This is a genomic window from Pseudoclavibacter sp. Marseille-Q434, from assembly GCF_050315415.1.
In the GTDB taxonomy this organism is placed as follows: Bacteria; Actinomycetota; Actinomycetes; order Actinomycetales; family Microbacteriaceae; genus Pseudoclavibacter.
In genome coordinates this window covers 29,521-54,284 of record NZ_JBNPQH010000001.1, presented here as the reverse complement: position 1 = coordinate 54,284, position 24,764 = coordinate 29,521, and the positions used below count along the sequence as shown (strand labels likewise).

General features: G+C 67.3%; 28 protein-coding genes. 1 reads left to right on the top strand and 27 read right to left on the bottom strand.

Going from position 1 to position 24,764, the window contains the following annotated elements:
• Positions 1-3: 3 nt before the first annotated feature.
• The 4 genes from tsaE to glmS are packed head-to-tail and all read right to left on the bottom strand — an operon-like array spanning position 4 to position 4,695.
• Positions 4-582 carry a tRNA (adenosine(37)-N6)-threonylcarbamoyltransferase complex ATPase subunit type 1 TsaE gene (gene tsaE / locus ACQFZP_RS00300; protein WP_104312695.1) on the bottom strand — a complete coding sequence of 193 codons (579 nt, stop codon included), beginning with the start codon at positions 580-582 and terminating at the stop codon, positions 4-6.
• A gap of 1 nt (position 583) precedes the next feature.
• The gene (locus tag ACQFZP_RS00295) at positions 584-2,467 is read right to left on the bottom strand and encodes an alanine racemase (RefSeq protein ID WP_211889971.1); all 1,884 of its coding nucleotides are present in this window, start codon (positions 2,465-2,467) and stop codon (positions 584-586) included.
• Positions 2,464-2,838, bottom strand: coding sequence for a holo-ACP synthase (locus tag ACQFZP_RS00290; RefSeq protein ID WP_104312697.1), 375 nt, complete (start codon positions 2,836-2,838; stop codon positions 2,464-2,466). The genes ACQFZP_RS00295 and ACQFZP_RS00290 overlap by 4 nt, the downstream gene beginning before the upstream one ends.
• Before the next feature lie 6 nt (positions 2,839-2,844).
• Positions 2,845-4,695 carry a glutamine--fructose-6-phosphate transaminase (isomerizing) gene (gene glmS, locus ACQFZP_RS00285; RefSeq protein WP_104312698.1) on the bottom strand — a complete coding sequence of 617 codons (1,851 nt, stop codon included), beginning with the start codon at positions 4,693-4,695 and terminating at the stop codon, positions 2,845-2,847.
• 60 nt (positions 4,696-4,755) lie between these two features.
• Between glmS and coaA the strand changes: the two genes are divergently transcribed.
• Entirely contained in the window at positions 4,756-5,706 is a 951-nt protein-coding gene (coaA, locus tag ACQFZP_RS00280; RefSeq protein WP_104254010.1) for a type I pantothenate kinase, read from the top strand.
• 243 nt (positions 5,707-5,949) lie between these two features.
• On the opposite strand, the gene ACQFZP_RS00275 is transcribed toward coaA, so the two are convergent.
• The 23 genes from ACQFZP_RS00275 to secY all read right to left on the bottom strand — a co-directional run bounded on the left by ACQFZP_RS00275 (position 5,950) and on the right by secY (position 24,740).
• On the bottom strand, positions 5,950-7,086 hold the full coding sequence (locus ACQFZP_RS00275; RefSeq protein WP_104312699.1) for a mannitol-1-phosphate 5-dehydrogenase: 1,137 nt from the start codon (positions 7,084-7,086) through the stop codon (positions 5,950-5,952).
• A complete protein-coding gene (locus ACQFZP_RS00270; RefSeq protein ID WP_104254012.1) occupies positions 7,086-7,520 on the bottom strand; it encodes a PTS sugar transporter subunit IIA in 435 nt (144 codons plus the stop codon). Before ACQFZP_RS00270 ends, ACQFZP_RS00275 begins: the two co-directional genes overlap by 1 nt.
• 77 nt (positions 7,521-7,597) lie before the next feature.
• Positions 7,598-9,145 carry a PTS mannitol transporter subunit IICB gene (locus tag ACQFZP_RS00265; protein ID WP_179556255.1) on the bottom strand — a complete coding sequence of 516 codons (1,548 nt, stop codon included), beginning with the start codon at positions 9,143-9,145 and terminating at the stop codon, positions 7,598-7,600.
• 105 nt (positions 9,146-9,250) lie between these two features.
• Positions 9,251-9,508: an HPr family phosphocarrier protein gene (locus ACQFZP_RS00260; RefSeq protein WP_068479230.1), complete on the bottom strand. Its 258-nt coding sequence runs from the start codon at positions 9,506-9,508 to the stop codon at positions 9,251-9,253.
• Between the two features lie 281 nt (positions 9,509-9,789).
• Positions 9,790-11,154: a phosphoglucosamine mutase gene (gene glmM / locus ACQFZP_RS00255; protein ID WP_211889970.1), complete on the bottom strand. Its 1,365-nt coding sequence runs from the start codon at positions 11,152-11,154 to the stop codon at positions 9,790-9,792.
• Between the two features lie 15 nt (positions 11,155-11,169).
• Positions 11,170-11,655: a 30S ribosomal protein S9 gene (rpsI, locus tag ACQFZP_RS00250; RefSeq protein ID WP_104242637.1), complete on the bottom strand. Its 486-nt coding sequence runs from the start codon at positions 11,653-11,655 to the stop codon at positions 11,170-11,172.
• Between the two features lie 26 nt (positions 11,656-11,681).
• The gene (gene rplM, locus ACQFZP_RS00245) at positions 11,682-12,125 is read right to left on the bottom strand and encodes a 50S ribosomal protein L13 (RefSeq protein ID WP_068479234.1); all 444 of its coding nucleotides are present in this window, start codon (positions 12,123-12,125) and stop codon (positions 11,682-11,684) included.
• A 164-nt stretch (positions 12,126-12,289) separates the two neighbouring features.
• Positions 12,290-12,640 (bottom strand): hypothetical protein, encoded by a 351-nt coding sequence (locus ACQFZP_RS00240; protein WP_104312703.1) that lies wholly within the window; start codon positions 12,638-12,640, stop codon positions 12,290-12,292.
• Positions 12,641-12,674: 34 nt separating this feature from the next.
• Positions 12,675-13,598, bottom strand: a complete 924-nt coding sequence (gene truA / locus ACQFZP_RS00235) for a tRNA pseudouridine(38-40) synthase TruA (protein WP_211889969.1) — start codon at positions 13,596-13,598, stop codon at positions 12,675-12,677.
• Between the two features lie 97 nt (positions 13,599-13,695).
• On the bottom strand, positions 13,696-14,262 hold the full coding sequence (rplQ, locus tag ACQFZP_RS00230) for a 50S ribosomal protein L17 (protein WP_104312705.1): 567 nt from the start codon (positions 14,260-14,262) through the stop codon (positions 13,696-13,698).
• A gap of 45 nt (positions 14,263-14,307) precedes the next feature.
• The gene (locus ACQFZP_RS00225) at positions 14,308-15,303 is read right to left on the bottom strand and encodes a DNA-directed RNA polymerase subunit alpha (protein ID WP_104254019.1); all 996 of its coding nucleotides are present in this window, start codon (positions 15,301-15,303) and stop codon (positions 14,308-14,310) included.
• Positions 15,304-15,452: 149 nt separating this feature from the next.
• The gene (gene rpsK / locus ACQFZP_RS00220; RefSeq protein ID WP_068479244.1) at positions 15,453-15,851 is read right to left on the bottom strand and encodes a 30S ribosomal protein S11; all 399 of its coding nucleotides are present in this window, start codon (positions 15,849-15,851) and stop codon (positions 15,453-15,455) included.
• Positions 15,852-15,893: 42 nt separating this feature from the next.
• Positions 15,894-16,268, bottom strand: a complete 375-nt coding sequence (gene rpsM / locus ACQFZP_RS00215; RefSeq protein ID WP_068479246.1) for a 30S ribosomal protein S13 — start codon at positions 16,266-16,268, stop codon at positions 15,894-15,896.
• A 192-nt stretch (positions 16,269-16,460) separates the two neighbouring features.
• A complete protein-coding gene (gene rpmJ / locus ACQFZP_RS00210) occupies positions 16,461-16,574 on the bottom strand; it encodes a 50S ribosomal protein L36 (RefSeq protein ID WP_008361054.1) in 114 nt (37 codons plus the stop codon).
• A gap of 69 nt (positions 16,575-16,643) precedes the next feature.
• Positions 16,644-16,865: a translation initiation factor IF-1 gene (gene infA / locus ACQFZP_RS00205; protein ID WP_066056559.1), complete on the bottom strand. Its 222-nt coding sequence runs from the start codon at positions 16,863-16,865 to the stop codon at positions 16,644-16,646.
• A gap of 131 nt (positions 16,866-16,996) precedes the next feature.
• Positions 16,997-17,836, bottom strand: a complete 840-nt coding sequence (gene map / locus ACQFZP_RS00200) for a type I methionyl aminopeptidase (protein ID WP_211889968.1) — start codon at positions 17,834-17,836, stop codon at positions 16,997-16,999.
• Positions 17,837-17,881: 45 nt separating this feature from the next.
• Complete coding sequence (locus ACQFZP_RS00195; RefSeq protein ID WP_211889967.1) at positions 17,882-18,868, bottom strand: hypothetical protein; 987 nt, start codon at positions 18,866-18,868, stop codon at positions 17,882-17,884.
• 19 nt (positions 18,869-18,887) lie between these two features.
• Positions 18,888-19,262 carry a hypothetical protein gene (locus ACQFZP_RS00190; protein ID WP_211889966.1) on the bottom strand — a complete coding sequence of 125 codons (375 nt, stop codon included), beginning with the start codon at positions 19,260-19,262 and terminating at the stop codon, positions 18,888-18,890.
• On the bottom strand, positions 19,255-20,073 hold the full coding sequence (locus ACQFZP_RS00185; RefSeq protein WP_211889965.1) for a hypothetical protein: 819 nt from the start codon (positions 20,071-20,073) through the stop codon (positions 19,255-19,257). Before ACQFZP_RS00185 ends, ACQFZP_RS00190 begins: the two co-directional genes overlap by 8 nt.
• A 118-nt stretch (positions 20,074-20,191) precedes the next feature.
• Positions 20,192-21,364: a CaiB/BaiF CoA transferase family protein gene (locus ACQFZP_RS00180; RefSeq protein WP_211889964.1), complete on the bottom strand. Its 1,173-nt coding sequence runs from the start codon at positions 21,362-21,364 to the stop codon at positions 20,192-20,194.
• 9 nt (positions 21,365-21,373) lie between these two features.
• Entirely contained in the window at positions 21,374-22,546 is a 1,173-nt protein-coding gene (locus ACQFZP_RS00175; protein WP_249311970.1) for an acyl-CoA dehydrogenase family protein, read from the bottom strand.
• A 215-nt stretch (positions 22,547-22,761) separates the two neighbouring features.
• Complete coding sequence (locus ACQFZP_RS00170; protein WP_179556246.1) at positions 22,762-23,385, bottom strand: adenylate kinase; 624 nt, start codon at positions 23,383-23,385, stop codon at positions 22,762-22,764.
• Positions 23,382-24,740, bottom strand: a complete 1,359-nt coding sequence (gene secY / locus ACQFZP_RS00165) for a preprotein translocase subunit SecY (RefSeq protein WP_104254027.1) — start codon at positions 24,738-24,740, stop codon at positions 23,382-23,384. The genes ACQFZP_RS00170 and secY overlap by 4 nt, the downstream gene beginning before the upstream one ends.
• Between the last annotated feature and the right edge of the window lie 24 nt (positions 24,741-24,764).

Here is a 24,764-nt window from a genome sequence, read left to right as displayed (position 1 = left end):
ATTCTACGCGGGGGACGCGCCGAACTCGGTGCGCAGCGCGCGCCCGAGCGACTCGCCGACGGGACGGTCCCACACCCCGTGGACGCTCAAGGTCAGACGGCGTGGGTCGAGCGGCTCGTCGTCCGCGTCATCATCATCGTGACCCCCACCCCACAGGGCCCGTTCAGCCTCTGGCACCGCACGGAACGACGCCGTCGAGCGGTCGATGGTGAGCTCCAGCCAGCGATCGGCGACCAGCGGCACCGCATCCCGCCCCCACTCGACGACGGTCACGCTCGCAGCCAGATCGAGTCCGAGGTCGTCGAGCTCCGCGGGGTGCCCGAGGCGGTAGGCGTCGACGTGGATGAGCTCGGGCCCGCCCACGAGCGACGGATGGGTGCGGGCGAGCACGAAGGTCGGACTCGTGACCGGTCCACGGACCCCGAGTGCCGAGCCGAGTCCGCGCGCGAACGTCGTCTTGCCTGCGCCCAGTGGGCCGGTGAGCACGAGGACGTCGCCTGCCACCAGCTGGCCGCCGATGATCTCGCCGGCCCGAACCATGTCGTCAGCCGTGGCGAGACCGACGACGGCACTCGGTGCCATCTCAGCTCCCATCTGCCGCCCCCATTCCTTCCCCCTGGAGTTCCCGGCGCACGACGCGGGGGCCCAGCGCCGCCACGAAGGCCCTGGGTTCGACGCCAGACCATGCGGCCCATTCATCGAGGCGGATGTCCTGAGGGCCCGAGCCGAAGACGGAGACCGGCATGCCGATCCACGCCTCCTGATCCTGGAGATCGATGACCACCTGGTCCATGGCCACGCGTCCGACGATCGGTCGCCGCCGGCCACCGACGACCACCTCGGCCCGGCCTGCGACCCGACGGGGAATGGCGTCGGCGTAGCCGAGTGGGACAAGCCCCAGGATGGTGGACTCCTCGGCGACCCAGTCGTAGCCGTAGGAGACGCCGTGCCCTGCCGCGACACGCTTGACGTGCACGAGCTCGCTCGCGAGAGAGACCGCCGCGTGCGCTCCCAGCCCGTCGAAGCCGTAGACCGCGCGGGTGCCGGCGTCCCTCGTGCGCTCGTGGTCGACGAGCGTGCTGCTTCGTGCCGACTCCCCGATGTGCGCGAGCTCCGCCGTGGTCGCGACGAGCGGGAGCAGGCCGTGTTCGAGGGCAAGACCGGCGACGAGTCGCGCGCCGAGCCCGTACGCGTCCGCCGAGACGTCGACGCTGAACATCCGAGCCGCCTGGCGAGCTCCCGTCCCATCGGCGAGCGCCTTCGCGAGGCCGCGTGCTCGCTCGCCCATGCGCGTGCGCAGCAGCTCGACGTCGACGGTGAGCTCCCGCCGCGGCGCGAGACCGTCGGTCCGCGCCGGGAAGCCCGCAGCGTCGTCCGGTGCTGCGCCGCCGAGTGCGGACGGGCGGCGCGGGATGCGCGCACTGAGCCGGGTGACGACCTCGTAGTTGATGGTGCCCGCCGCGGCCGCCCAGTCGTCGGCGCTCGCAGAGCGATCCGCGTCGATGACCAGCAGGCGAGGCTGCTCGTCACGCGCGGCTGTCTGCTCGGACGGGGCGACGTCAGCGTCGACCGGCTCGATGCGAAGCTCCAGGGCCTCGATCGATGCCAGGCGCCAGCCGGCCCCCGCGTCGTCCGTGAAGAGCAGCGAACCCGGTGCAACCGGGGGCAGCCCGGCTGCATGCCCGACGTCGACTCGAAAACCTCGTTGGTCTTCGCGGATCGGAGCGCTCAGCGCGAGCGCCGGTCGCAGGGCCACGGGACAGTCGGCGTCCGCGGAGAACGGCGAGAGCCCGTACAGCGAGACGCCGAGGCGCACGAGGTCCAAGCGCGCCTCCGGCAACGTCATCGAGCCCGCCGTCGCGGCCAGATGCCGGATCGACGGAGTCAGCCCGCAGCGTTCCGCGAGATCAAGCGCACGCTCGAACGAGGTGAGCTGGGCGACGTCAGCCGCGTGGCCCGCACCCGCGAGGTGGCTGAAGAGCCCGTCGAGCCGGATGATGCCTCGTTGCTCGAGCTCGGCCGCCTTCGTGAACGCGGCTTCCCACTCGAGCACACTGATCCCGTTGCGCCCGAGGCCGGTGTCGAGCTTGAGATGCACCACCACGGAGCGATCCGAGTGCTCGAGGCGACCAAGACCGATGTCCAGGAGTTCAAGCTGGGCGAGCGAGGAGATGCCCAGCTCGATCTCGGCGCCCAGCGCCGCGAGCCAATCAGTGCGAGCCCCGTGCATCCAAGCGAGGATGGGCGCGGTGATGCCAGCCGCCCGGAGCGCGAACGCCTCAGCGAGGTCGACGACGCCGAGGCGCTCCGCTCCGCCCTCGAGTGCGGCCCGCGCTACGTCGGACGCCCCGTGCCCATAGGCGTTCGCCTTGACGACGGCGAGGAGGGGCGTGCCGGTGAGCTCGGCGACCGCGCGCACGTTCGCCCGGATGGCATCGAGGTCGACGTCGATGCGGGCCCCGGTCACGCGCCGGCTCCAGCGCCGACAGCCCGCTCGGCGATGACAAACGCGGTCGCCGTCGTGCGCTCATGGGTGAGCGAGAGGTGCAGGTGGTCGACACCCACGGCGTCGAGATGCGCGCGGAGCGCGGGGGTCACCGCGAACTCGGGTCGACCCGCGGGACCGCTCTCCACCTCGAAGTCGAGGAAGCTGAGCGACCCGATCCCGCCGAGCGCCTTCACGGCCGCCTCGCGAGCCGCGAACCGTGCGCCGAGTGACGCCACAGACCGCTCCCGCTCAGCGGGAGTGAAGAGTCGTTCACGCAAGCGCGGCGCCCGCTGCAGGGCCCGCGCGAACCGCGCGAGCTCCACAGTGTCCACTCCGATACCGACGATCACGCTCGACTACTCGACGGTGACGGACTTCGCCAGGTTGCGAGGCTGGTCGACGTCGAGGCCCTTCGCCGTCGCCAGCTCGATCGCGAAGATCTGCAGCGGCACGACCGCGAGGAGCGGCTCGAAGAAGGGCTCTGTCGGCGGAACCGCGATGACCTCGTCGGCGTACGGCAGCACGGCCGCGTCGCCGACCTCGCAGATCGCGAGCACCCGGGCGCCGCGGGCGCGGATCTCCTGGATGTTCGAGACGATCTTCGGGTGCAGCGTGTCGTCGTGGCGAGGGCTCGGCACGATGACGAAGACGGGCTGCCCAGGTTCGATGAGCGCGATCGGGCCGTGCTTGAGCTCGCCCGCCGCGAAGCCCTCCGCGTGGATGTACGCGATCTCCTTGAGCTTGAGCGCGCCCTCGAGCGCGATCGGGTAGCCCACGTTGCGGCCCAGGTACAGCACTGAACGGGTGTCGGCCATCCAGTTCGCGAGCTCGTGGATGCGTTCCCGAACGCCGAGGACCGTGCGCACCTTCTCGGGGATCGTCTGGAACTCCGTGAGGAGCTCCTCGCGGCGCTCGTCGGTCATCGTGCCGCGCACGGTGGCCGTGTAGATGCCGAGCAGGTAGAGCGCGGTGATCTGGGCGAGGAACGCCTTGGTCGATGCGACCGCGACCTCGGGTCCCGCGTGCGTGTAGACGACCGCGTCGGACTCGCGCGGGATCGTCGCGCCCTGCGTGTTGCAGATCGAGAGCGTCTTCGCTCCTCGGGACATGGCGTAGCGAACCGCCATGAGCGTGTCCATGGTCTCGCCCGACTGGCTCATCGAGACGATGAGGGTGCGGGAGTCGAGGACAGGGTCGCGGTAGCGGAACTCGTGGGCGAGCTCGACCTGCACGGGTACTCTGGCCCACTTCTCCATGGCGTACGCGCCGACCTGCGCCGAGTATGCGGCCGTTCCGCACGCGACGATGATGATGCGGTGGATGTCGTTGAAGAAGTCGTCCCCGAGCGCATCGAGATCCGGCAGCGCCACTCGACCCTCGACGATGCGACCGCGCAGCGTGTTCGCGACGGCCTCCGGGTCCTCGTCGATCTCCTTGGCCATGAAGCTCGGCCAGCCACCCTTCTCGGCGGCTGACGCGTCCCACGACACCTCGAACGCCTCTGCCGTGGCGGGCTCGCCATCGAACGTCGTGATCTCAACCGAATCCGGTCGCACGAGCACGATCTGCTCCTGACCGACGGCCAGTGCGCGCGGCGTGTACTCGACGAAGGCGGCGACGTCGGAGCCGAGGAAGTTCTCTCCATCGCCGAGGCCGATGACCAGCGGCGAGTTGAGACGCGCTCCGACGACGAGTCCGGGCTCGTTCGCGTGCACGGCGAGGAGCGTGAACGCTCCGTCGAGGCGGCGGACCACGGCGCGGAAGGCCTGCTCGAGGCTGCCGACCTCGCGATAGACGTGGCCGATCATGACGGCCGCGACCTCCGTATCGGTCTCCGACTGGAAGGTGTAGCCCAGCTCGACGAGCTCGGCCTTCAGCTCGGCGAAGTTCTCGATGATCCCGTTGTGAATGACGGCCAGCTTGCCGTCATCGGCGAGGTGCGGATGCGCGTTCGCGTCCGTCGGACCGCCGTGCGTCGCCCACCTGGTGTGGCCGATACCCGTGTGGCCATCGGAAAGCGGGTGGCGCTCCAGGTCCTCACGCAGCACCTTCAGCTTGCCCGCACGCTTGCGGGTCTCGATCTGCCCCTCATCATCGATGACCGCGACACCAGCGGAGTCGTACCCCCGGTACTCGAGTCTTGCGAGGCCGCCCATCAGGATGTCAAGGCTCTCTCGTGGACCAACGTAACCAACAATTCCGCACATACGGGCCATCTTAGGGGCACCGCTCATGCGGGGCCGGACACCGCACTAGACTCGCGTTCTATGTCCGCAACTGGTCAGATTCCGCGCAGCGGAGGAGACTCGCCCTTCGTCGAGATCCTCCGCCAGGACTGGGCCGACCTGGCACCATCCACCCCGATGACGCTCGACGAATCCGACCTCATCCGGCTCCGCGGCCTCGGGGACCACCTTGATCTCGACGAGGTCCGGGACGTCTACGTGCCGCTCTCCCGCCTCATCAACCTGTACGTCTCGAACGCCCGTTCCCTGCACCGGGCGACCAGCGGCTTCCTCGGCGAGCGCAGCGCATCCACCCCGTTCGTCATCGGCGTCGCCGGGTCGGTGGCCGTCGGGAAGTCGACGGTGTCGCGCCTGCTGCGCGAGCTCCTGCGCCGCTGGGAGGACACGCCCCGCGTCGAGCTCGTCACCACGGACGGCTTCCTCTACCCCAACGCGGAGCTCGAACGCCGCGGCCTCATGGAACGCAAGGGCTTCCCGGAGTCGTACGACCAGCGGGCGCTGCTGCGGTTCATCACGAAGGTGAAGAGCGGTGCGGCTGAGGCTCGCGCGCCGTTCTACTCGCACCTGAGCTACGACATCGTCCCCGACGCCGAGATCGTCGTGAATCAGCCGGATGTCCTCATCGTCGAGGGGCTCAACGTGCTCCAGCCCCCGCGCGCTCACTCGCTCGCCGTGAGCGACATGTTCGACTTCTCCATCTACGTCGACGCGCGCTCCGAAGACATCGCCCGCTGGTACGAGCAGCGCTTCCTCTCGCTGCAGCGCGGCGCGTTCACGAACCCGAGGTCGTACTTCCGGCGCTTCGCCGATCTCAGCACCGATGAGGCCCTCGAGCATGCCCGCAGCATCTGGTCGCGCATCAACGGCCCGAATCTGCGGGAGAACGTCATGCCGACCCGCTCCCGCGCGCAGCTCGTGCTTCGGAAGGCGAGCGACCACACCGTGCGCAGCGTCCTCCTCCGCAAGGTCTGAGCCCGACTCCTCACGCTCGCACCCTCGGGCGCCCAGGTCGGGGTCTCGTCGTGCGCCGCCGGACTCGGTCGCGCGCCGCGGCGTCGAGGTCTCGGGATGGCGGCCTCGCTTCGTTGCGGGAAACTTCCGGCAAGAGAGGAAGCTTCCCATCCCGAGACGACGCGGACCGCTGGGCGGCCGATCAGCAGGACGCCCCCTCCGAGCTGGCTCGGAGGGGGCGTCTTGACTGCGTGGAGCGGATGCCTAGGCGGTGCGTGCCGCCTGCGCCTGCTCGACCTCGGCGACGACCGCCGCGAAGAGCGCGCCGCTCTCGAGGCCGGTCACCTCGCGAGTGAACGTCTCCGCGTCCAGCGTGGCGAGCTTCTGCTGCAGCTCGACGCTCTCCTGGTCTGCCTCGACGTCGAACCGAAGGGCCGCTCCGATCGCTCGCACGAGGGCGTCGTACGACAGCCCTGCGGCGGCAGCCTCCGACGCCGGACGCACGAAGCGCTCCTTCGCCGAGAGCTTGCGCAGCGGCTGACGGCCGACACGAGCGGGCTGGTCGGGCAGATCACGGTTCGCGAACCTCGAGAGCGTCGTCGCGACGTACTCGGCATGGTCGGCTTCCGAGAAGCCGAACTGCGAGACGAGCACTCGGCTCGTCTCGCCGAGCACCGCTTCGACCTCTGCCGCGACCGCAGGAAGCGCGAGCGCGTCCTGCATGTTCGTGGCACCCGCGACGAAGCCGTGATAGGCGATCGTCGCGTGACCCGTGTTCACCGTGAAGAGCTTGCGCTCGATGTACGGCTCGAGGTCGTCCACGAAGTGCGCTGCCGGGATGTTCGGCTCGGCACCGTCGAACGGCGTCCGGTCGATCGTCCACTCGAAGAAGTCCTCGACGGTGACGTCCACTCCGTCGACAGCCTGCTCGGGAACGATGCGGTCGACGGCGGTGTTGGCGAAGACCGCTCGATCCGCCAGCTCCTCAGCGCCTTCGAGGACAAGCCCCCTGAGCGTGTCGGATGCGCCGATCGCGTTCTCGCACGCCATGACCGCGAGCTTCGGCGCATCAGCCGCGCGGGCTGCGAGGCCCTTGCGGATGACGGGCGCGATGAAACGGAGCACGTTCGGACCGACAGCGCACGTGACGACGTCGGCCGTCGCGATCTCCTGCACGACCTCGTCCTCGTGCGTGGCCGAGTTGATCGCCCTGAAGCGATCGACGACGTGGCTCTTCGCGGATGGGCCGACCTCGTGCACTGTGTAGGTGTCGACCGCCTGAAGGGCGCCGATGAGATCGGCGTTGACGTCGGCGTAGACGACCTCGTACCCGGCTTCATGCAGGACGAGCCCGATGAACCCGCGCCCGATGTTGCCAGCTCCGATGTGGACTGCCTTCATTACTCGTTCACGTCCCCGAGGAGCCGCGCGAGCTCTTCCGGCGTTTCCGCCTTCAGGAGGGCGTCCACGTTGTCCTCGTCGCTGAACACGATCGCGACGCTCGAGAGGATCTCGAGGTGGCCGCCGTCCTTGCCTGCGATGCCGATGACGAAACGAGTCTCGTTTCCGCCCCAGTCGATGGGCTCGTCGTAGCGGATCACGGAGAGGGCGGAACCGAGGATCGAGTCCTTGGCTTCGTTCGTGCCGTGCGGGATAGCGAGGTAGTTGCCCATGAACGTCGAGACGCTCTGCTCGCGATCGTGCATCGCCTGGATGTAGTCCTGCGTCACGGCACCGGCTGCGACGAGCAGCTCGCCCGCTTCCGTGATGGCTTCCTCGCGCGTTCGTGCTGTTCCGCCGAGACGGATGCTGTCGAGGCTCAGTACTTCTGCCATTTTTTCGGTTCCTTTCGATAGGAGGCCCCGAGCTGGAGTGTTCCAGCTCGGGGCCGAGGGTCAATCGATGGCGGGGCTCACTGGTTGGCGAGCCTAGCCACGACCTCGTCATACCTGGGGCTGTTCATGAAGTTTTCCACGGACACGTGGATCGCGTCTGGGGACTTCTGCTTCGCCCGGTCCGTGAGGTCCTGGTGCGTGACGATGAGGTCCGGTGTTGCATCGAGGTTCGCGATCGAGACGTTCTTCACGTTGATCCCCTCGATTCCGGCCTTCTTGATCTTGTTCCTGAGCACGGATGCGCCCATGGCGCTCGAGCCCATGCCGGCATCGCACGCGAACACGACGTTGGTGATCACCCTGGTTCCGACCGCGTCGCCACCGGCCTGCGTGGCAAGACCCGACAGCGCGTCGGACTTCTTGCCCTTGTTCGCTTCGGTCTGCGCGACAGCATCCGCGAAGCTGTTGCCTCCGGCTGCTTCCGCGGCCAGGTCCTTCTTGCGCGAGCTCAGCAGGATCGCGGCAGCGATCGCGAAGGTGACTCCGGCCGAGAACACGACCGACAGGATGACGCCGAGGTGGCTTCCCTGCGCCGTCATGATCATGATTGCGAAGATCGACCCGGGAGAAGCCGGTGCGACGAGACCCGAGCCGAAGATGACGTTCGTGAGGACGCCGGTCGCGCCACCGCCGATGACCGCGAGGATCAGGGCGGGCTTCGCGAGCACGTACGGGAAGTAGATCTCGTGGATGCCGCCGAGGAACTGGATGACGACCGCGCCAGGTGCACTCGCGCGCGCGACGCCGACTCCGAAGAAGCAGAACGCGAGGAGGAGTCCGAGACCGGGGCCGGGGTTCGCCTCGAGGAGGAAGAGGATGCTCTTGCCCGCCTCTTCCGACTGCGCGACGCCGAGGGGCGTGAGGACGCCCTGGTTGATCGCGTTGTTGAGGAAGAGGATCTTCGCGGGTTCGATGAGGATGCTCGCGAGCGGCAGCAGCCCAGCGTTGACGAGTGCGTCGACTCCCTCGCCGAGGCGTTCGGTGAGCCACGTGATGACCGGAGCGATCGCGAAGAACCCGGCGAGGGCCAGAAGCATCGCGAGGATACCGGCGGAGAAGTTGTTGACGAGCATCTCGAAGCCGGCGCGGATCTTGCCGTCCCAGATGCTGTCGACCTTCTTCATGATCCATGCCGCGAGCGGGCCCATGATCATGGCACCGATGAACATCGGGATTCCCGCGCCGACGATGACACCCATCGTCGCGATCGCGCCGACGACGCCACCACGCGTGTCGTAGACCATCTTGCCGCCCTGGTAGGCGATGAGAAGGGGCAGCAGGTACGTGATCATCGGGCCGACGAGACCGGGGAAGGCTGTTCCCTCGGGGTTGTCGTCGCTGATGGTGGCCGGGTCGATCGCCCAGCCACCGAGGGTGCCCCAGAGCTGGCCGTTGGCGGGGAACAGCTCGTTCAGCCAGCCGGTCTCGATGAAGAGCGTGGTGATGAGGCCCCAGGCGATGAACGCCGGGATATTCGGCATGACCATGCCGGAGAGGAACGCACCGAACTTCTGGACGCCGACGCGGGCACCCTTGCGTTCGGTCGTTGTGGCTTCTGCAGTCATTGTTGCTCCAAGCAGTCCCCATGCGCGGGGATCGGAGGGGAGAAGTCAGTGCGACTGTTCCCGGATTTCAAGAATTGGCCGAGTGGCCGGAGCGCGCGCGGCGGCTCAAGCGTCGTGGTCGGTCTCCAGAAGAGCCACGAGCTGGTCGGCGACGGCTTCGTCACCATCAACGGAGAGGGTGATCTCGTCGCCCTTGGAGACGCCAAGCGAGAGAACGCCGAGGATGCTGGCCGCGTTGACGCTCTTGTCGCCCTTCGCGATCGTCACCGGGACGCCCGCTTCGGTTGCTGCCTGCACGAAGATCGCTGCGGGACGTGCGTGAAGGCCGTGTTCCGATGCGACGGTGATCTTGCGTTCGATCATGGAGAGCTCCTTACGATTGGCGGGATTTCCGCGTGTTGAGCATATCCACGCGCGAAGCTCGAGATGCGAGATTGTCACCAAAACTTTGCCTCGGGCTTTGTTTTGTTCGCACACCGAGGTGAGCTCCCCTCGCGGAAGACTCACTGAGGGTGCCAGCGGCGAGGCTGGAGATCAAGAGGAATCCCGCAGAACGAGAACGGGGTTCCGCCGCACCACGTGATGGTGCGGCGGAACCCCGTTCTTGAATGGCGTCCGCGGGTGCCGAGTCTCGCGAATCCGACTCAGAGAGCCAGGCGTTCGCGGACGACTGCGGCAAGCGCCTCCGCGTGACGTTGCGCGGTCTCCTGCTCCCCGGCTTCGATCATGACGCGCACGAGCGGCTCGGTGCCGGACGGGCGCAGCAGCACGCGTCCGCTCTCACCGAGGTCGCGTGCGACCTGGGCGACCGCGGCCTGCAGCGGTTCGTCGGTGGCGCAGTCTTCCTTCCGCACCCCAGGCACGTTGATGAGCACCTGCGGGTAGACGCGCATCACGGATGCGAGTTCGGCGAGGGTCTTGCCCGTGCGCCGCATCTCCGCCGCGATGTGGAGTCCGGTGAGGATGCCATCCCCCGTCGTCGCGTAGTCGGTCAGGATCACGTGCCCCGACTGCTCGCCGCCGAGGGCGAGGCCTCGCTCGTTGAGTTCCTCGAGCACGTAGCGGTCGCCGACCTTGGTCTCGATCATGCGGATGCCTGCTTCGCGCATCGCGATCTTGAGGCCGAGGTTCGACATGACGGTCGCCACGAGCGTGTCTTCACGCAGGGCGCCGCGTCGGCGCATCGAGACGGCCAGGATCGCCATGATCTGGTCGCCGTCGACGACGTTCCCGTCAGCATCGATGGCGAGGCAGCGGTCGGCGTCGCCGTCGTGGGCGATGCCGAGATCAGCCCCGAGCTCCGTCACGGTGCGCGCCAGCTCGCCGAGGTGGGTCGACCCGACACCCTCGTTGATGTTGAGCCCGTTCGGCGCGTTGCCGATGACGGTCACCTGCGCACCCGCGTCCGTGAAGACCTCCGGCGAGACCCCCGCGGCCGCGCCGTGAGCGCAGTCGAGCACGACGTGCAGTCCGCGCAACGGGGACGTGCCGTCTTCGCGCAGCGGAAGGCTGCGCAGCAGGTGGAGCGCGTACCGGTCTTCGGCATCAGCGAACCGCTCGATGCTGCCGACTCCTGCGCCGGTGGGCGTGAGCTTCTCACCGCCGAGCAGCGCCTCGATCTGATTCTCCAGATCGTCCGCCAGCTTGCGGCCCCCACGCGCGAAGAACTTGATCCCATTGTCGGGCGCTGGGTTGTGCGAGGCGGAGATCATGACGCCGAAGTCGGCGCCGATCTCCGCAGTCAGAAACGCAGCAGCCGGCGTCGGTATGACCCCGGCGTCGAGCACGTCGACACCAGAGGAGGCGAGTCCGGCCGCGACCGCGGCCGAGATGAATTCGCCTGAGACCCGCGGATCGCGGGCCAAAACAGCACGAGGCCGCCGCCCGTGCTCGCGAGCAGATGTCGCGAGCACGATGGCAGCGGCCTGGGCGAGGCTGAGGGCGAGCTCGACCGTGAGGTGGTCGTTCGCAAGCCCACGAACCCCGTCCGTTCCGAAAAGCCTAGGCATTCGAAATGTCTGGACTTAGCGCTTCGAGTACTGAGGCGCCTTACGGGCCTTCTTGAGTCCGGCCTTCTTGCGCTCCTTGACGCGAGCGTCACGGGAGAGGAAGCCAGCCTTCTTGAGCTCTGGGCGGTTGTTCTCGCGGTCGATCTCGTTGAGAGCGCGCGCGATGCCGAGGCGGAGTGCACCGGCCTGACCCGAGGGCCCGCCACCCGAGATGCGCGCGATGACGTCGTACGCGCCACCGAGGCTCAGGATCGTGAACGGGTCGTTGATGAGCTGCTGGTGCAGCTTGTTCGGGAAGTAGTCGGCGATGTCGCGGTCGTTGACCGTGATGGTGCCGGTTCCCGGGATGAGGCGCACGCGGGCGATGGCCTGCTTGCGGCGACCGACAGCTGCACCGGGAACGGTGAGTGCCGGACGAGGAGCCTGGACGGCTGCCTCTGCCTCTGGGGTTTCGGTCGAGTAGCTCTGCGGCTGCTCGATGGACTCTGCAATGGTTGCCACTGTGTTCTCTTTCCTAGCTCGGGCCGCTACTGGGCAACCTGGTCGAAGACGTACGGCTTCGGCTGCTGGGCTGCGTGCGGGTGCTCAGCACCTGCGTAGACCTTGAGCTTCTTGAGCTGGTCGCGTCCGAGCGTGTTCTTGGGGAGCATGCCGCGGATCGCCTTCTCGACGGCGCGCGTTGGGTGCTTCTCGAGCATCTCCGTGTAGGAGGTCGCCGTGAGGCCGCCCGGGTAGCCCGAGTGGCGGTAGGCGAGCTTCTTCTGGAGCTTGGAGCCCGTCAGCGCGACCTTCTCAGCGTTGATGACGATGACGAAGTCGCCCATGTCCACGTGCTGAGCGAAGGTTGCCTTGTGCTTGCCGCGGAGCAGTGCTGCCGCGTGGGTTGCGAGACGGCCGAGAACGACATCAGTCGCGTCGATGACCACCCAGTCATGGGTGATGTCACCGCCCTTTGGTGTGTACGTGCGCATGAATGTGCACCTTTCGTCGAAATGAGGAGGTCGTGAATCCCGCTCTGTCGTGATGGTTGCGGATGAGGCGCCGGGAGGCGTGTCCCGGGAAGGCTCAGCCGCGAACGTCACAGTCGAGGGCTCAACTTCGAAGCCGACACCGAAGTGCAGACAACTTGAGTAGCTTACGCCAGCGAACGCGCGTTCGCAATCTCAGGCTGCGCGAGGCGCCGTGCACGGATCGTCCGGAACCGCGCCGCCGCTCCGAACACGCCCACGATCAGCATGGTTCCCACTCCCCCGGCGATCAGGGATGCAGCGAAGAGGAAGGATCCGAGGAAGAAGTCGGGGTCGGTCGGGTCGAGGGAGGGAATCGCCATGCTCACGATGCCGTAGGCGGAGACGATGATGCCAGCTCCGAGCGCGGTCCAGGCCCCGGCTGCCGTCGCTCGTGGCCAGAGTTTCGAGGTCAGGCTCAGCAGGATGAAGACGACGACGGGCAGAGCCAGCGCCGCGTAGCTGATGAGATCGACCATGCCTTCAGTCTGACCGTTCGCGTGAGCCTGGGAATCAGTCGGGAGATGTAGATCCCGTGTCGACGCCCGCAGACCCGCCCAAGGGTTCGACAAGATGCAGTGCCGGGCGCTGCGCCCTCGTCACCTGCTGGCGCGCGAGCAGCTCATGCTCCGGCGGGTAGCCGACCCCCGTCAGCGTCAGTCCCCGTGCAGACAGGACGGGGAACGCGCTGCTTCGCTCGGTGGCCTCGAGCAGCGCCGGCACGTCCTTCATGCGGATGCGACCGGCCCCGACCTCAGCGCACATCCCCACAAGTGAGCGCACCATCGAGTGGCAGAACGCATCGGCCTCGAGGTTCGCGACGAGCACGCCGTGTTCATCGCGCATCCACTCGAACCGCTGCAGGGTTCGGATCGTCGTCGCGTTCGGGCGGGGCTTGCAGAAGCCGGCGAAGTCGTGGAGCCCTACGAGGGTCTCCGCCGCCGCCTGCATGAGACCAGCGTCCAGCGCGCGCGTGACAACGGCGGTCCGGTGCCGCTCGATGGGATTCGGGGGCGTGAGCCGGTCTGCGATACGGAACTCGTAGCTGCGTGAGATCGCCGAGAAGCGCGCGTCGAAGCCGTCCGGCGCTGGTGACACACGCGAGATGACGACATCGCTGTCACGCCCGAGGACACCGTTGGTGCGTCGGAGGAGGATCGCGGCGATGTCGTCGTCTGACCGCCGTCGGATGTTGTCGACCGCGCGCTCATCGAGATCGAGGTGCGCGACCTGAGCCGTGGCGTGGACGCCGGCGTCGGTCCTGCCCGCGACCGTGAGGAGCGGCCCGGGCGGGAGTTCGCGGGCTACGAGGCGAAGCGCGTCTTCGAGCGCCCCTTGGACGGTGCGCAGCTCTGGCTGCGCAGCCCAGCCGCTGAACGCTGTCCCGTCGTAGGCGATGTCCAGACGGAACCGTGCTGTGTCTCGCCCGTGCGCCATGAACCCATCTTCCCTTACTCGATCACGATTCTCTGCGACACGACGAAGCCCCCGAGCATTCCGTGTGGATGCTCGAGGGCTTCGGTGTCAGGTCCGACTACTTGGCGTCGTCGGCCTTCTCGTCGGTGTCCGACTCGGCGGCGTCTGCTGCCGCGTCGTTGGCTTCCGTCGGCTGCGTGCCGCCGTCGGCCGTGGGCTCGGACGCCTCGGTGTCACCGGCGGCCGTGTCGACCTCGTCAGCTTCGACCTCGGGCTCAGCAGGTGCCGCGGCCGGCGCGGTCTTCACTGCGGAGGCCTTCGGGGTGACGGGCTCGAGGACGAGCTCGATGACTGCCATGGGGGCGTTGTCGCCCTTGCGGTAGCCGGTCTTGATGATGCGGGTGTATCCGCCGTCGCGACCTTCCATCTGCGGTGCGATCTCCGTGAAGAGCTCGTGCACGACGGTCTTGTCGGTGACGATCTGCAGCACGCGACGGCGTGCGTGGATGTCGCCGCGCTTCGCGAACGTGATCAGGCGCTCAGCGAGCGGGCGGAGGCGCTTGGCCTTCGTCTCGGTCGTCTGGATGCGCTTGTGCGTGTAGAGCTGCGCCGCGAGCGTAGCGAGCATGAGGCGCTCGTGTGCGGGGCCGCCTCCGAGGCGAGGACCCTTGTTGGGCTTAGGCATTCGTCATTCTCTTTCGTGTGAAGTCGGTCTGGCGGGCAGGTCTGTTTAGACGTACTCGCCGGTGTCGTCGCCGGCACCGTAGAAGTGAGCGCCCTCGAACCCGGGAACCGAGTCCTTGAGCGAGAGGCCGAGCTCGGTGAGCTTGTCGCGCACCTCGTCGACCGACTTCTGACCGAAGTTGCGGATGTTCATGAGCTGGGTCTCGCTGAGCGCCACGAGCTCGGAAACCGTGTTGATGCCCTCGCGCTTGAGGCAGTTGTACGAGCGCACGGAGAGGTCGAGGTCTTCGATCGGCATCGACAGCTCGTTGGTGAGGACCGCGTCGACCGGCGCTGGGCCGATCTCGATGCCCTCTGCCTGCTCGTTCAGCTCGCGGGCGAGGCTGAAGAGCTCGACGAGCGTGCGACCAGCCGAGGCGATGGCGTCGCGCGGCGAGATGGCCGGCTTCGTCTCGACGTCGACGACGAGGTTGTCGAAGTCGGTGCGCTCACCGGCACGCGTCGCGTCGACACGGTAGGTGACCTTGAGGACGGGCGAGTAGATCGAGTCGATCGGGACCTGTCCGGCCTCGGAGAACTCGTTGCGGTTCTGCGTCGCCGACACGTAGCCGCGGCCGCGCTCGATCGTGAGCTCGAGCTCGAACTTCGCGTCGTCGTTCAGCGTTGCGATGACGAGGTCCGGGTTGTGCACCTCGACACCGGCCGGTGCGGAGATGTCAGCAGCCGTGACCTCGCCAGCCCCCGTCTTGCGGAGGTAGGCCGTGATCGGCTCATCGTGCTCGCTGGAGACGACCAGCTGCTTGATGTTGAGGATGATCTCGGTGACGTCTTCCTTCACACCAGGGATGGTCGTGAACTTGTGGAGGACACCGTCGAGACGGATGCTCGTGACTGCAGCCCCCGGGATGGAGGACAGCAGGGTGCGACGCAGTGAGTTGCCGAGGGTGTAGCCGAAGCCGGGCTCGAGCGGTCCGATCGTGAACTTCGAGCGGTTCTCGGAGAGGCTTTCCTCGGTGAGCGTTGGACGCTGTGCGATAAGCACTATGGGTTCCTTTCGGCAAAGTGTCCGCTATATGACACTTGGCGATTCAGCCGACGCACGTCGTCGACCGGGTGTGGAGTTCGAGCGGGGACGCCGAACATCCGCCACAAGGCCCTCCCTTGCGGGAGAGCCTCGCAGCGGACGAGAGGCTAGACGCGGCGACGCTTCGGGGGGCGGCAGCCGTTGTGTGCCTGGGGGGTGACGTCGTTGATCGAGCCGACCTCGAGGCCAGCGGCCTGAAGCGAGCGGATCGCGGTCTCGCGGCCGGAGCCCGGTCCCTTGACGAAGACGTCGACCTTCTTCATGCCGTGCTCCTGCGCCTGGCGAGCTGCTGCCTCGGCGGCGAGCTGCGCGGCGAACGGGGTCGACTTGCGCGAGCCCTTGAAGCCGACTCCACCGGAGGAAGCCCAGCTGATGACAGCGCCGGACGGGTCGGTGATCGACACGATCGTGTTGTTGAAGGTCGACTTGATGTGAGCCTGGCCCACTGCGACGTTCTTCTTGTCCTTCTTGCGCGGCTTACGAGCGGCGCTCTTTGGGGTAGCCAATGTTCTCTCCTACGAAATCTGCGGGCGCTGTCGCGGCGGCGACTAGCGTGCCTTCTTCTTGCCGGCGACCGTGCGCTTCGGGCCCTTGCGGGTACGCGCGTTGGTCTTCGTGCGCTGGCCGCGCACGGGGAGACCGCGGCGGTGGCGGAGGCCCTCGTAGCTGCCGATTTCGACCTTGCGGCGGATGTCAGCTGCGACCTCGCGTCGGAGGTCACCTTCTACCTTGAAGTTGCCTTCGATGTAGTCGCGGAGCTGGACGAGCTGCTCGTCGTCGAGGTTCTTGACGCGGATGTTGCCGTCGATGCCGGTGTCCTCGAGCGCCTTGAGTGCGCTCGTGCGGCCGACGCCGTAGATGTAGGTGAGTGCGATCTCGACGCGCTTTTCGCGCGGGAGGTCGACGCCTGCGAGACGTGCCATGGGATTTCTCCTGTGGGTTGAGGTGTGATGCACCGGATGGGCCCCGGCCTCGGTCCGAAGGTGTCCCCGTCGGGCTTGACGCCCTCTGGTTCTTACTGGTGCTGTTTCGTATTCAGTTGTGACGTCGAGTGCAGGTGCACTCAGGGGCATCCCTCACGCCGGCCCTGCACGTGAGAGAGGAGCCCCGAGCGATTAGCCCTGGCGCTGCTTGTGGCGCGGGTTCTCGCAGATGACCATGACGCGACCGTGACGGCGGATAACCTTGCACTTGTCGCAGATCTTCTTGACGCTGGGGTTGACCTTCATTGAAGTTCCTTCTGTGATCGCTGGCCTCGTGCTGGGCATACGCATGCCCAGCCGTTCCTTACAGCGTGCCTACTTGTAGCGGTAGACGATGCGGCCGCGGGTCAAGTCGTACGGGCTCAACTCCACGATCACGCGGTCCTCAGGAAGGATGCGGATGTAGTGCTGACGCATCTTGCCCGAGATGTGAGCAAGAACCTTGTGTCCGTTCGAGAGCTCTACGCGGAACATTGCGTTTGGCAATGCCTCGACAACCGAACCCTCGATCTCGATGACGCCGTCTTTCTTGGCCATAGCCTCACTGTCGTTTGCTATTGAATGCACGCTGGTCGTGCGGATGGACGGTGACGACGCGCGCGAAATCGCAACGCAAAAGACACCAAGCGTCAACTCTAGGTGGTCTTCCCGCGGAGTGCAAGTGCGGTCTATACTCCGGCGCCGGCCGGCGGCGTGGGGACGACGCCGAACGCGGCGAGGCCCGCCGCGCCCCCGTCGTGTGCCGTCGAGACCCAGATGCCGTCGGCGTGCACGAGGATCGTGTGCTCCCAGTGGGCGCCGAGCGTTCCGTCTGCTGAGCGGACGGTCCACTCGTCAGCGTCGATGACAACATCCGGCCCGCCGAGCGTGAGCATGGGCTCGATGCAGATGGCGAGACCGGGCTTCACGACTGGCCCGCGGCCGAACACTCGGATGTTGTGCACGGTCGGCTCCTCGTGCATGCTTCGCCCGATGCCATGGCCCGCGAAGTCCTCGAGGATCCCGAAGTCGCCGGACTGCTCGATGGACTCCTCGACCGCGGCGCCGACCTCGGCGAGGTGCTTCGCCGTCGCGAGCCTCGCGATACCTGCCCACAGCGAGCGCTCGCAGGCCTCGCTGAGACGCGTCCCATCTGCCACCGCGGCCGCGTCTGCGCCATCGCCTGGGACGACGAAGGTGCGGGCCGAGTCACCGTTCCAGCCTTCGAACATGGCGCCGGCATCGATCGAGACAAGCTGACCTGATCTGAGCGGCTCAGCGTTCGGAATGCCGTGCACCACTGCATCGTCGACGGAGGCGCAGATCGTGTGGCGGTACCCGGGGACGAGCGCGAAGTTCGGCACCGCGCCGTTGTCGCGCACGACACGCTCCGCGATGGCGTCGAGCTCCAGGGTGGTCACTCCCGGCCGGATCGCCTCGGTGACGGCGTCGAGGGCGAGGGCCGTGATCCGTCCGGCTGGGACCATCGCTGCGAGCTCGGCGGGGGTCTTGTAGATGCTCTTGCGCATCAGGAGAGTCTACGACCCCGGTGAAGGCGGCGACCGCGTCCACACTCAGCCGGTGGCGACGCAGTCGCCGTCGATCCACAGGTACAGCCACCCATCGTTCGTCTCCAGGGTTGCGAGGGCCAGGGCGTCGCTGCTGAGACCGTCTCCCGTCACCGAGGTGCTGTCCGCGATGAACTCGGTGTCCCTGGAGACAACCAGCCCGTGCTGCGTCCAGAGTTCCTCGACCGCGGTCATGTCGATGTCGGCGGTCGGGCTCCTGAAGCTCGCCGAGACCCATGCCTGGACCCCGGGATGCTCCTCATCGCCGCATGCGACCTCATTGACGCCCACGTACTGCGCGTAGTCGGGGTTGTCCTCGAGGGGTTCAGGCACGAGCGCTCTGGTCTCATCTGCAAGGGCTGTGACAGCCGCCTTCACCTCGTCGGCACTCAACGACGAGAACGTCGGGACTACGGGAGCAGCGGGCGACGGCTCGACGTACGTGTCGTCGTAGCCGTACCCGAACTCCGCCTCGTCGTAGCTTCCCTCGTAGCTGATGGAGAGGCTGGAGGACGCGGTCACAACACCGTTCACCACGACCGTGGCGGCGATGAGGAGCATGGCGAGCGTCGATAGAGCCGAGATCGCCAGGGGCCCATAGAGAGGGCCAGCCTGCTCGGCCTTCCCCTCGCGGCGCATCCGGCCCACCAGCAGCCAGACCACCACGGCGACCAGCGCGGGGACCAGAGCGAGGAGCACGATCAGGAGCGCCTGCAGAATCGCTCCCCACACGTAGCTCCCTGCCGTGGCCATCCCGTCGAGGAAGTACGTGGGCGAGAGAATCGCCATGCCGACGGAGGAGAACGGGCTCAGCGCTATCACAGCCGCGAAGACGGGAACCTGCACGACGGCGACGGCGAGCCCGTACAGGCCGATGAACAGCGCGCGGTCTGGCGTACTGGGGGCACGGCCAACGGCGCCCTGCTGTCGTTGCGGCGCCGGTCGCGCCGGGTCCACGCCAACCTCGGCCGCGCGCTCGTCTGAGCTCTCCATCGTGTTGTCCTCCTGCACGTCATGCACCAGCAGCCCGGCTTGCCGCGACGGCACACCAGATGATTGTGAATGCAGCGTTCGCCGCTGCCAGCAGACCGGCGCCCACGACGGCGGCGAGTGCCCCGCGCGTCCGGATCCTCGCGAGCCGGACCGAGCCGCCGACGGCCACGGCGAAGATGAGGGCAGGGAAGGCGGCGAGCAGCCCTCCGCGGATCCAGAGCCACGCGGCCGGCAGGTCGCCGGTCGCGGCCGCGAACGGGAACGTGATCGCGACGAGCGGCGCGAGCGGGCTGATCGCGGCGCAGACCAGGACGACGGTGGCCAGCGGCCACGGTTGCGGCTTCTCTGCGAGCGAGGAAGCAGGGGCGCTCGGTGGCGCGGGCAGTTCAGTCATCGGCCACGCCGCATTTCCCCGAGATGGTGAGGGTCAGCCACGGTTCGCCCGGCAGGGTCTCATCCGGCCCCACCAGTGATACGAACGACACGGAGGGATGGTAGGTTCCGCTGGCCACCAGCGTGTCCACGGTCGCCTCGACGAAGAAGCCTTCGCCGCGCACGAGCGCTTCGACGGCCGCCCAGCTCGCGGCGTCGTCAGCTGTCCTGAAGCTGAAGACGTTCTCGTACCTGACCCCCGGATGCGCATAGTCCCCGCAGTCCTGCGGGTTGGGCTGCGCGCGCAGCGGGAACTGCGAGTCCTCGGTGACCGGCTCGGCAAGCACATCGACGAGCGCATCGACAAGAGCGCTGTAGTCCGCTTCCAGCTCGTTCTGGGTCAGGACCGTCCTGGTCTCTTCGCCGGCGATCCCCCACTGCTCCCAGCTGGCTACCGCGCGCTCGTTGTCGACCCGCTGAGCCGCTGCGGCCATCTCACCGGCGTGGCGTGCGGGGGCAACAACGAGGGTGGAGCTCCCCGCGACCGCGACGAGGCACAGAGCGGCTGTGATCCACGTTCGGCGTCGCGCGTCCCTCACGCGTCGCCGGCGGAGCGAGAGGGCGACGATGCACGCCGCCGTCACCAGCGCAAAGGCGAAGAGGACGCCGGACACCGCTCCGTCGGAAACGAGCGCATCACGCACCGCCGTGAGCGGGGACGCCCCTGACAGCGCGACCGCGGTCAGCACGCCAACGACGGCCGCGACGCCAGCCGCGGCAAGGATCGCCGCGTCCTCAGCGCTGCCCCGCTGCGGTGCAGAACCGTTTGTCATGCATGCACCCCGACCTCTTGGCGCCCCTGATGTGGCGCACCAGAACGACGCTAGTGGGCGGCCCGGGCTTCTCCGGTCACCAGACGACAACGCTTCGGCAACGCTGCGCGTCCGCGCGTCACGGTTCAGTAACGCGTTCCTGGTGCCAGACGGCCCTCTCCCCCGCCGCTGGGAGATCGGGCGGCGGCCCGGCGGAGCGCGCGGGTGTCGACGAGAGGTGGATGGGGTTCGCCACCGACCGCACGCGCTCTCCTTCCTCGTCTGTCAGCTCGAGGACCGCCTCGAGCCCGAGCGACTCCGCGAAGGCGAACGCCTCCGCGACGTCGTTCACCAGACCGGCTGGAACCCGAGCGTCGCTCAGACGCCCCACCCAGTCGCGGGCATCATCTTCGCCAAGTCGGGCGCCCAGCAGCGCTCTGAGCTCCGACCGGTGGTGCACGCGGAGCTGATTCGAGGAGAAGCGGGCATCAGTGGCCAGCTCCGAGCAGCCCAAGGTCTCGACGAGGGACGCGAACTGACGATCGTTGCCGACGGCGATCACGAGTGGCCGGTCCCGAGCATCGAACAGCTCGTACGGCGCGATGCTCGGGTGCGCGTTGCCGAGCCGCGCAGGAGCCTCTCCCGTCGCCAGCGTGCTGGACGCCTGATTTGCGAGCGCCGACAGGAGGCTCGTCATGAGATCGACCTCGACCCGCTGCCCGGCGCCGGTCCTGTCCCGCTCACGAAGAGCGAGAAGGATCCCGGTCACCGCGTTCAAGCCTGTCAGCACGTCGACGAGCGCGACGCCGGCCTTGCTCGGCTCGCCGCCCACGGGCCCGGTGATGCTCATGAGGCCGCCGACGGCCTGCACCAGCAGGTCGTACCCCGGCAGCACCGCACCGCCGGCGGCGCCGAATCCCGTGACCGAGCAGTACACGGTAGACGGGTTCTCACCGCGCACCGTCTCGTAGTCCAGCCCGAAGCGCGCCATGACCCCCGGTCTGAAGTTCTCCACCACAACATCAGCCTCGACGGCGAGGCGTCTCGCCGTCGCCACGTCAGCCCCATCGCTCAGGTCGAGCAACAGCGACCGCTTGCCCCTGTTCACGCCCCCGAAGTACGTCGACTGCCCACGCGCGTCGACCGGCGGCGTCCACGCGCGCGTCTCGTCACCGCCGGGCGGCTCGATCTTGATGACGTCCGCGCCGAAGTCGGCCAGCATCATCGTCGCGTATGGGCCCGCGAGCACCCGCGAGAAGTCCGCGACCCGCACCCCGCTCAGCACGCCGTCGTGTTCGCGATCCGGAAGCATCGGCCGTGCCTACCTGAAGGCCGGGATGCCGGTCAGCTTGCTGCCGAGGACGAGGGTGTGGATCTCGTCTGTCCCCTCGTAGGTGCGCACCGACTCGAGGTTGTTCGCATGACGCAGCGGCGAGTAGTCGAGGGTGATGCCGTTGCCGCCCAGGATGGTCCTCGCCTCACGTGCGATGGCGATCGCCTCGCGCGTGTTGTTGAGCTTGCCAGCGGAGATATGGTGCGGTTGGATGCGGCCGGCGTCCTTGAGGCGTCCGAGCTGGAGCGCGAGCAGGAAGCCCTTGTTGATCTCGAGCGCCATATCGACGAGCTTCTGCTGCGTCAGCTGGAAGCCGGACAGCGGACGATTGAACGGCTGCCGCTCCCCCGCGTACGCGAGCGCCGCCTCGAAGCTGTCCCTGGCCGCTCCCATGACGCCCCACGCGATGCCATAGCGCGCTTCGTTGAGGCACTCGAAGGGCCCGCGCAGCCCGCGTGCCCCGGGGAGCATCGCATCGGCAGGGACCCTGACCGAGTCCAAGACGATGTCGCACTGCACGGAGGCGCGCATCGAGAGCTTCGGGCCGATCGGCGTCGCCGAGAACCCAGCGGATGCCGTCGGCACGAGGAAGCCGCGGACGCCGTCGTCGGTCTGCGCCCAGATGACCGCGAGCTGAGCGAGCGACGCCAGGCCGATCCAGCGCTTGGCCCCGCTGATCACCCAGTCGTCGCCGTCCCGCCGGGCGAATGTACGCATGGTCCCCGGGTCAGATCCAGCCTCTGGCTCGGTCAGGCCGAAGCATCCGATGACCTCGCCCGCCGCCATGCGCGGAAGCCACTCGTTCTTCTGATCCTCGCTGCCGTGCTTCCAGATCGCGCTCATCGCGAGGGAGCCCTGCACGGAGACGAACGTGCGGATCCCCGAGTCGCCGGCTTCCAGCTCGGCGGCAGCGATGCCGTACTCGACGGCGCTGCGTCCGGCGCACCCGTACCCGCCCAGGTGCATGCCGAGCAGTCCCTCGCTCGCAAGCACCGGCACGAGGTCGATCGGGAACACAGCATCCTCGTACCAGGAGGCGATTCGCGGCCGCACGTGCTCGTCCACGAGGAGCCGCACCCGTCGACGCGAGGCCAACTCCTCCTTGCTCAACAGCACGTCGAAATCGACGAGGTCATGTGGCTCAGCTGAGGGCGAGGGCATACGCGTCTCCATTCCTGGACAACCTTGTCTACAGGGCTCATGCAGCGCCTCCCGACTGAGAGGGCCGACAGGGCAACGCTAGCCGAGAAGCTTCGCGCAGAACCAGGGACGAAAGGCCCAAGACGACGCCCGCCGTGTGCGATCGGCCCTCAATCACGAAGGACCCGCCCGGAGTCTCCTCCCGGCGGGTCCTTGGTTGTGGTGCTGTGTCGGGCTTACTTGCCGCTCAACCGATGCAGCGGGTGACGCAGGCCACGCTGCTCGAGGGCGGCGAAGATACGGTTGCGAACTTCCTCGACGGTGCCGAAGCCATTGACGCTCACGAGCACACCGCGCGCTGCGTAGGTCTCGAGAAGCGGCGCAGTCTCCTGCAAGTAAACGTTCTGACGGTGGCGGATGGCCTCTTCCGTGTCGTCCGCGCGACCCTGCTCGAGTGAACGACGGCGGAGACGCTCGACGACGCTGTCCACCTCGACCTTGAGCTCGATGACCGCGTCGATGGCGGTGCCCTGCTCCGCGAGCAGCTGCGTCAGGAAGGCGACCTGCTCCAGGGTGCGGGGGTAGCCGTCGAGCAGGAAGCCAGCCGCGGCGTCTGCCTCGGTCAGGCGGTCGCGCACGAGCTCGTTCGTGAGGGAGTCGGGAACGAGGTTGCCGCTCTCGATGATCTCGCGAACCTGGAGGCCGAGGTTCGTGCCGTTCTTGATGTTGGCACGGAAGATGTCGCCCGTGGAGATGGCGGGGATGCCGAAGGCCTCAGCGATGCCGACGGCCTGGGTTCCCTTGCCAGCCCCTGGAGGTCCGACGATGAGCAGGCGGAAGGTCTGGTCGTCATGTGTCATCGGAGAAGCCCCTCGTAGTTGCGTTGTTGGAGTTGAGCGTCGATCTGCTTCACCGTCTCGAGTCCGACACCGACCACGATGAGGATCGAGGCGCCGCCGAACGGGAAGTTGGCGTTCGCGTTGACGGTGGAGAGCGCGATGAGCGGGATGAGCGCGAGAACGCCCAGGTACAGCGAGCCGGGGAACGTGATGCGCGTCAGCACGAAGTTGAGGTACTCGGCAGTCGGTCGACCGGCGCGGATGCCGGGCACGAAGCCGCCGTGCTTGCGCATGTTCTCTGCGACTTCCTCAGGGTTGAAGGCGATCGCGACGTAGAAGTACGTGAAGCCGATGATGAGGAGGAAGTACACCGCCATGTAGAGCGGGTGGTCTCCGGTCGTGAAGTTGTTCATGACCCAGGTGACCCACTCGGGCGGGGTCTCCCCCGCTGCCGGCTGGTTGAACTGCGCGACGAGCGCGGGCAGGTACAGCAGCGACGAGGCGAAGATGACCGGGATCACGCCGGCCTGGTTCACCTTGATGGGGATGTATGTGCTGTTGCCGCCGTAGGTGCGGCGCCCGACCATGCGCTTCGCGTACTGGACCGGGATGCGCCGCTGGGACTGCTCGACGAACACGACGGCCATCATGATCAGGAGACCGATCGCGATGACGATGACGAGCGTCGTCATGCCACCGGTTCCGGCCGCGATGGCGCCGAACGCAGAGGGGAACGAGGCGGCGATCGAGGTGAAGATCAGGAGCGACATGCCGTTGCCGACGCCGCGCTCCGTGATGAGCTCCGCCATCCACATGATGACGGCAGTGCCTGCCGTCATGGCAGCGACCATGAGCACGATGCGGACCATGTTGATCACGGCGTTCTCGGGCGTCGCCGCCGACTCATTGAGCATGTTGAGGACGTTCTCGCAGGCTGCGTTGCCCGTGCCGAAGAGCGTCCCGGACTTCGCGACTGTGGCGAGCGTCGTCGCCTGCAGGATCGCGAGGGCGATCGTCAGGTAGCGCGTGTACTGCGTGAGCTTCGACTGGCCCGCCTGACCCTCCTTATGGAGTGCCTCGAAGTGGGGGATGACCACACGCAGCAGCTGCGTGATGATCGATGCCGTGATGTACGGCATGATGCCCAGCGCGAAGATCGACAACTGGAGCAGCGCACCACCGGAGAACAGGTTGACCATGTCGTAGAGACCGGCCATCTGCGTCCCAGTGTCGAGACACTGCTGCACGTTGACGTAGTTCACAAAGGGGCCAGGAACCGTGGTGCCGATCCGGTAGATGGCGACCATAGCGAGCGTGAAGAGGATCTTGCGACGAAGATCCGGAGTCTTGAACACTCGTGCGACGGCACTGAACACTACGTTCCTGCTTTCATTTCTCGT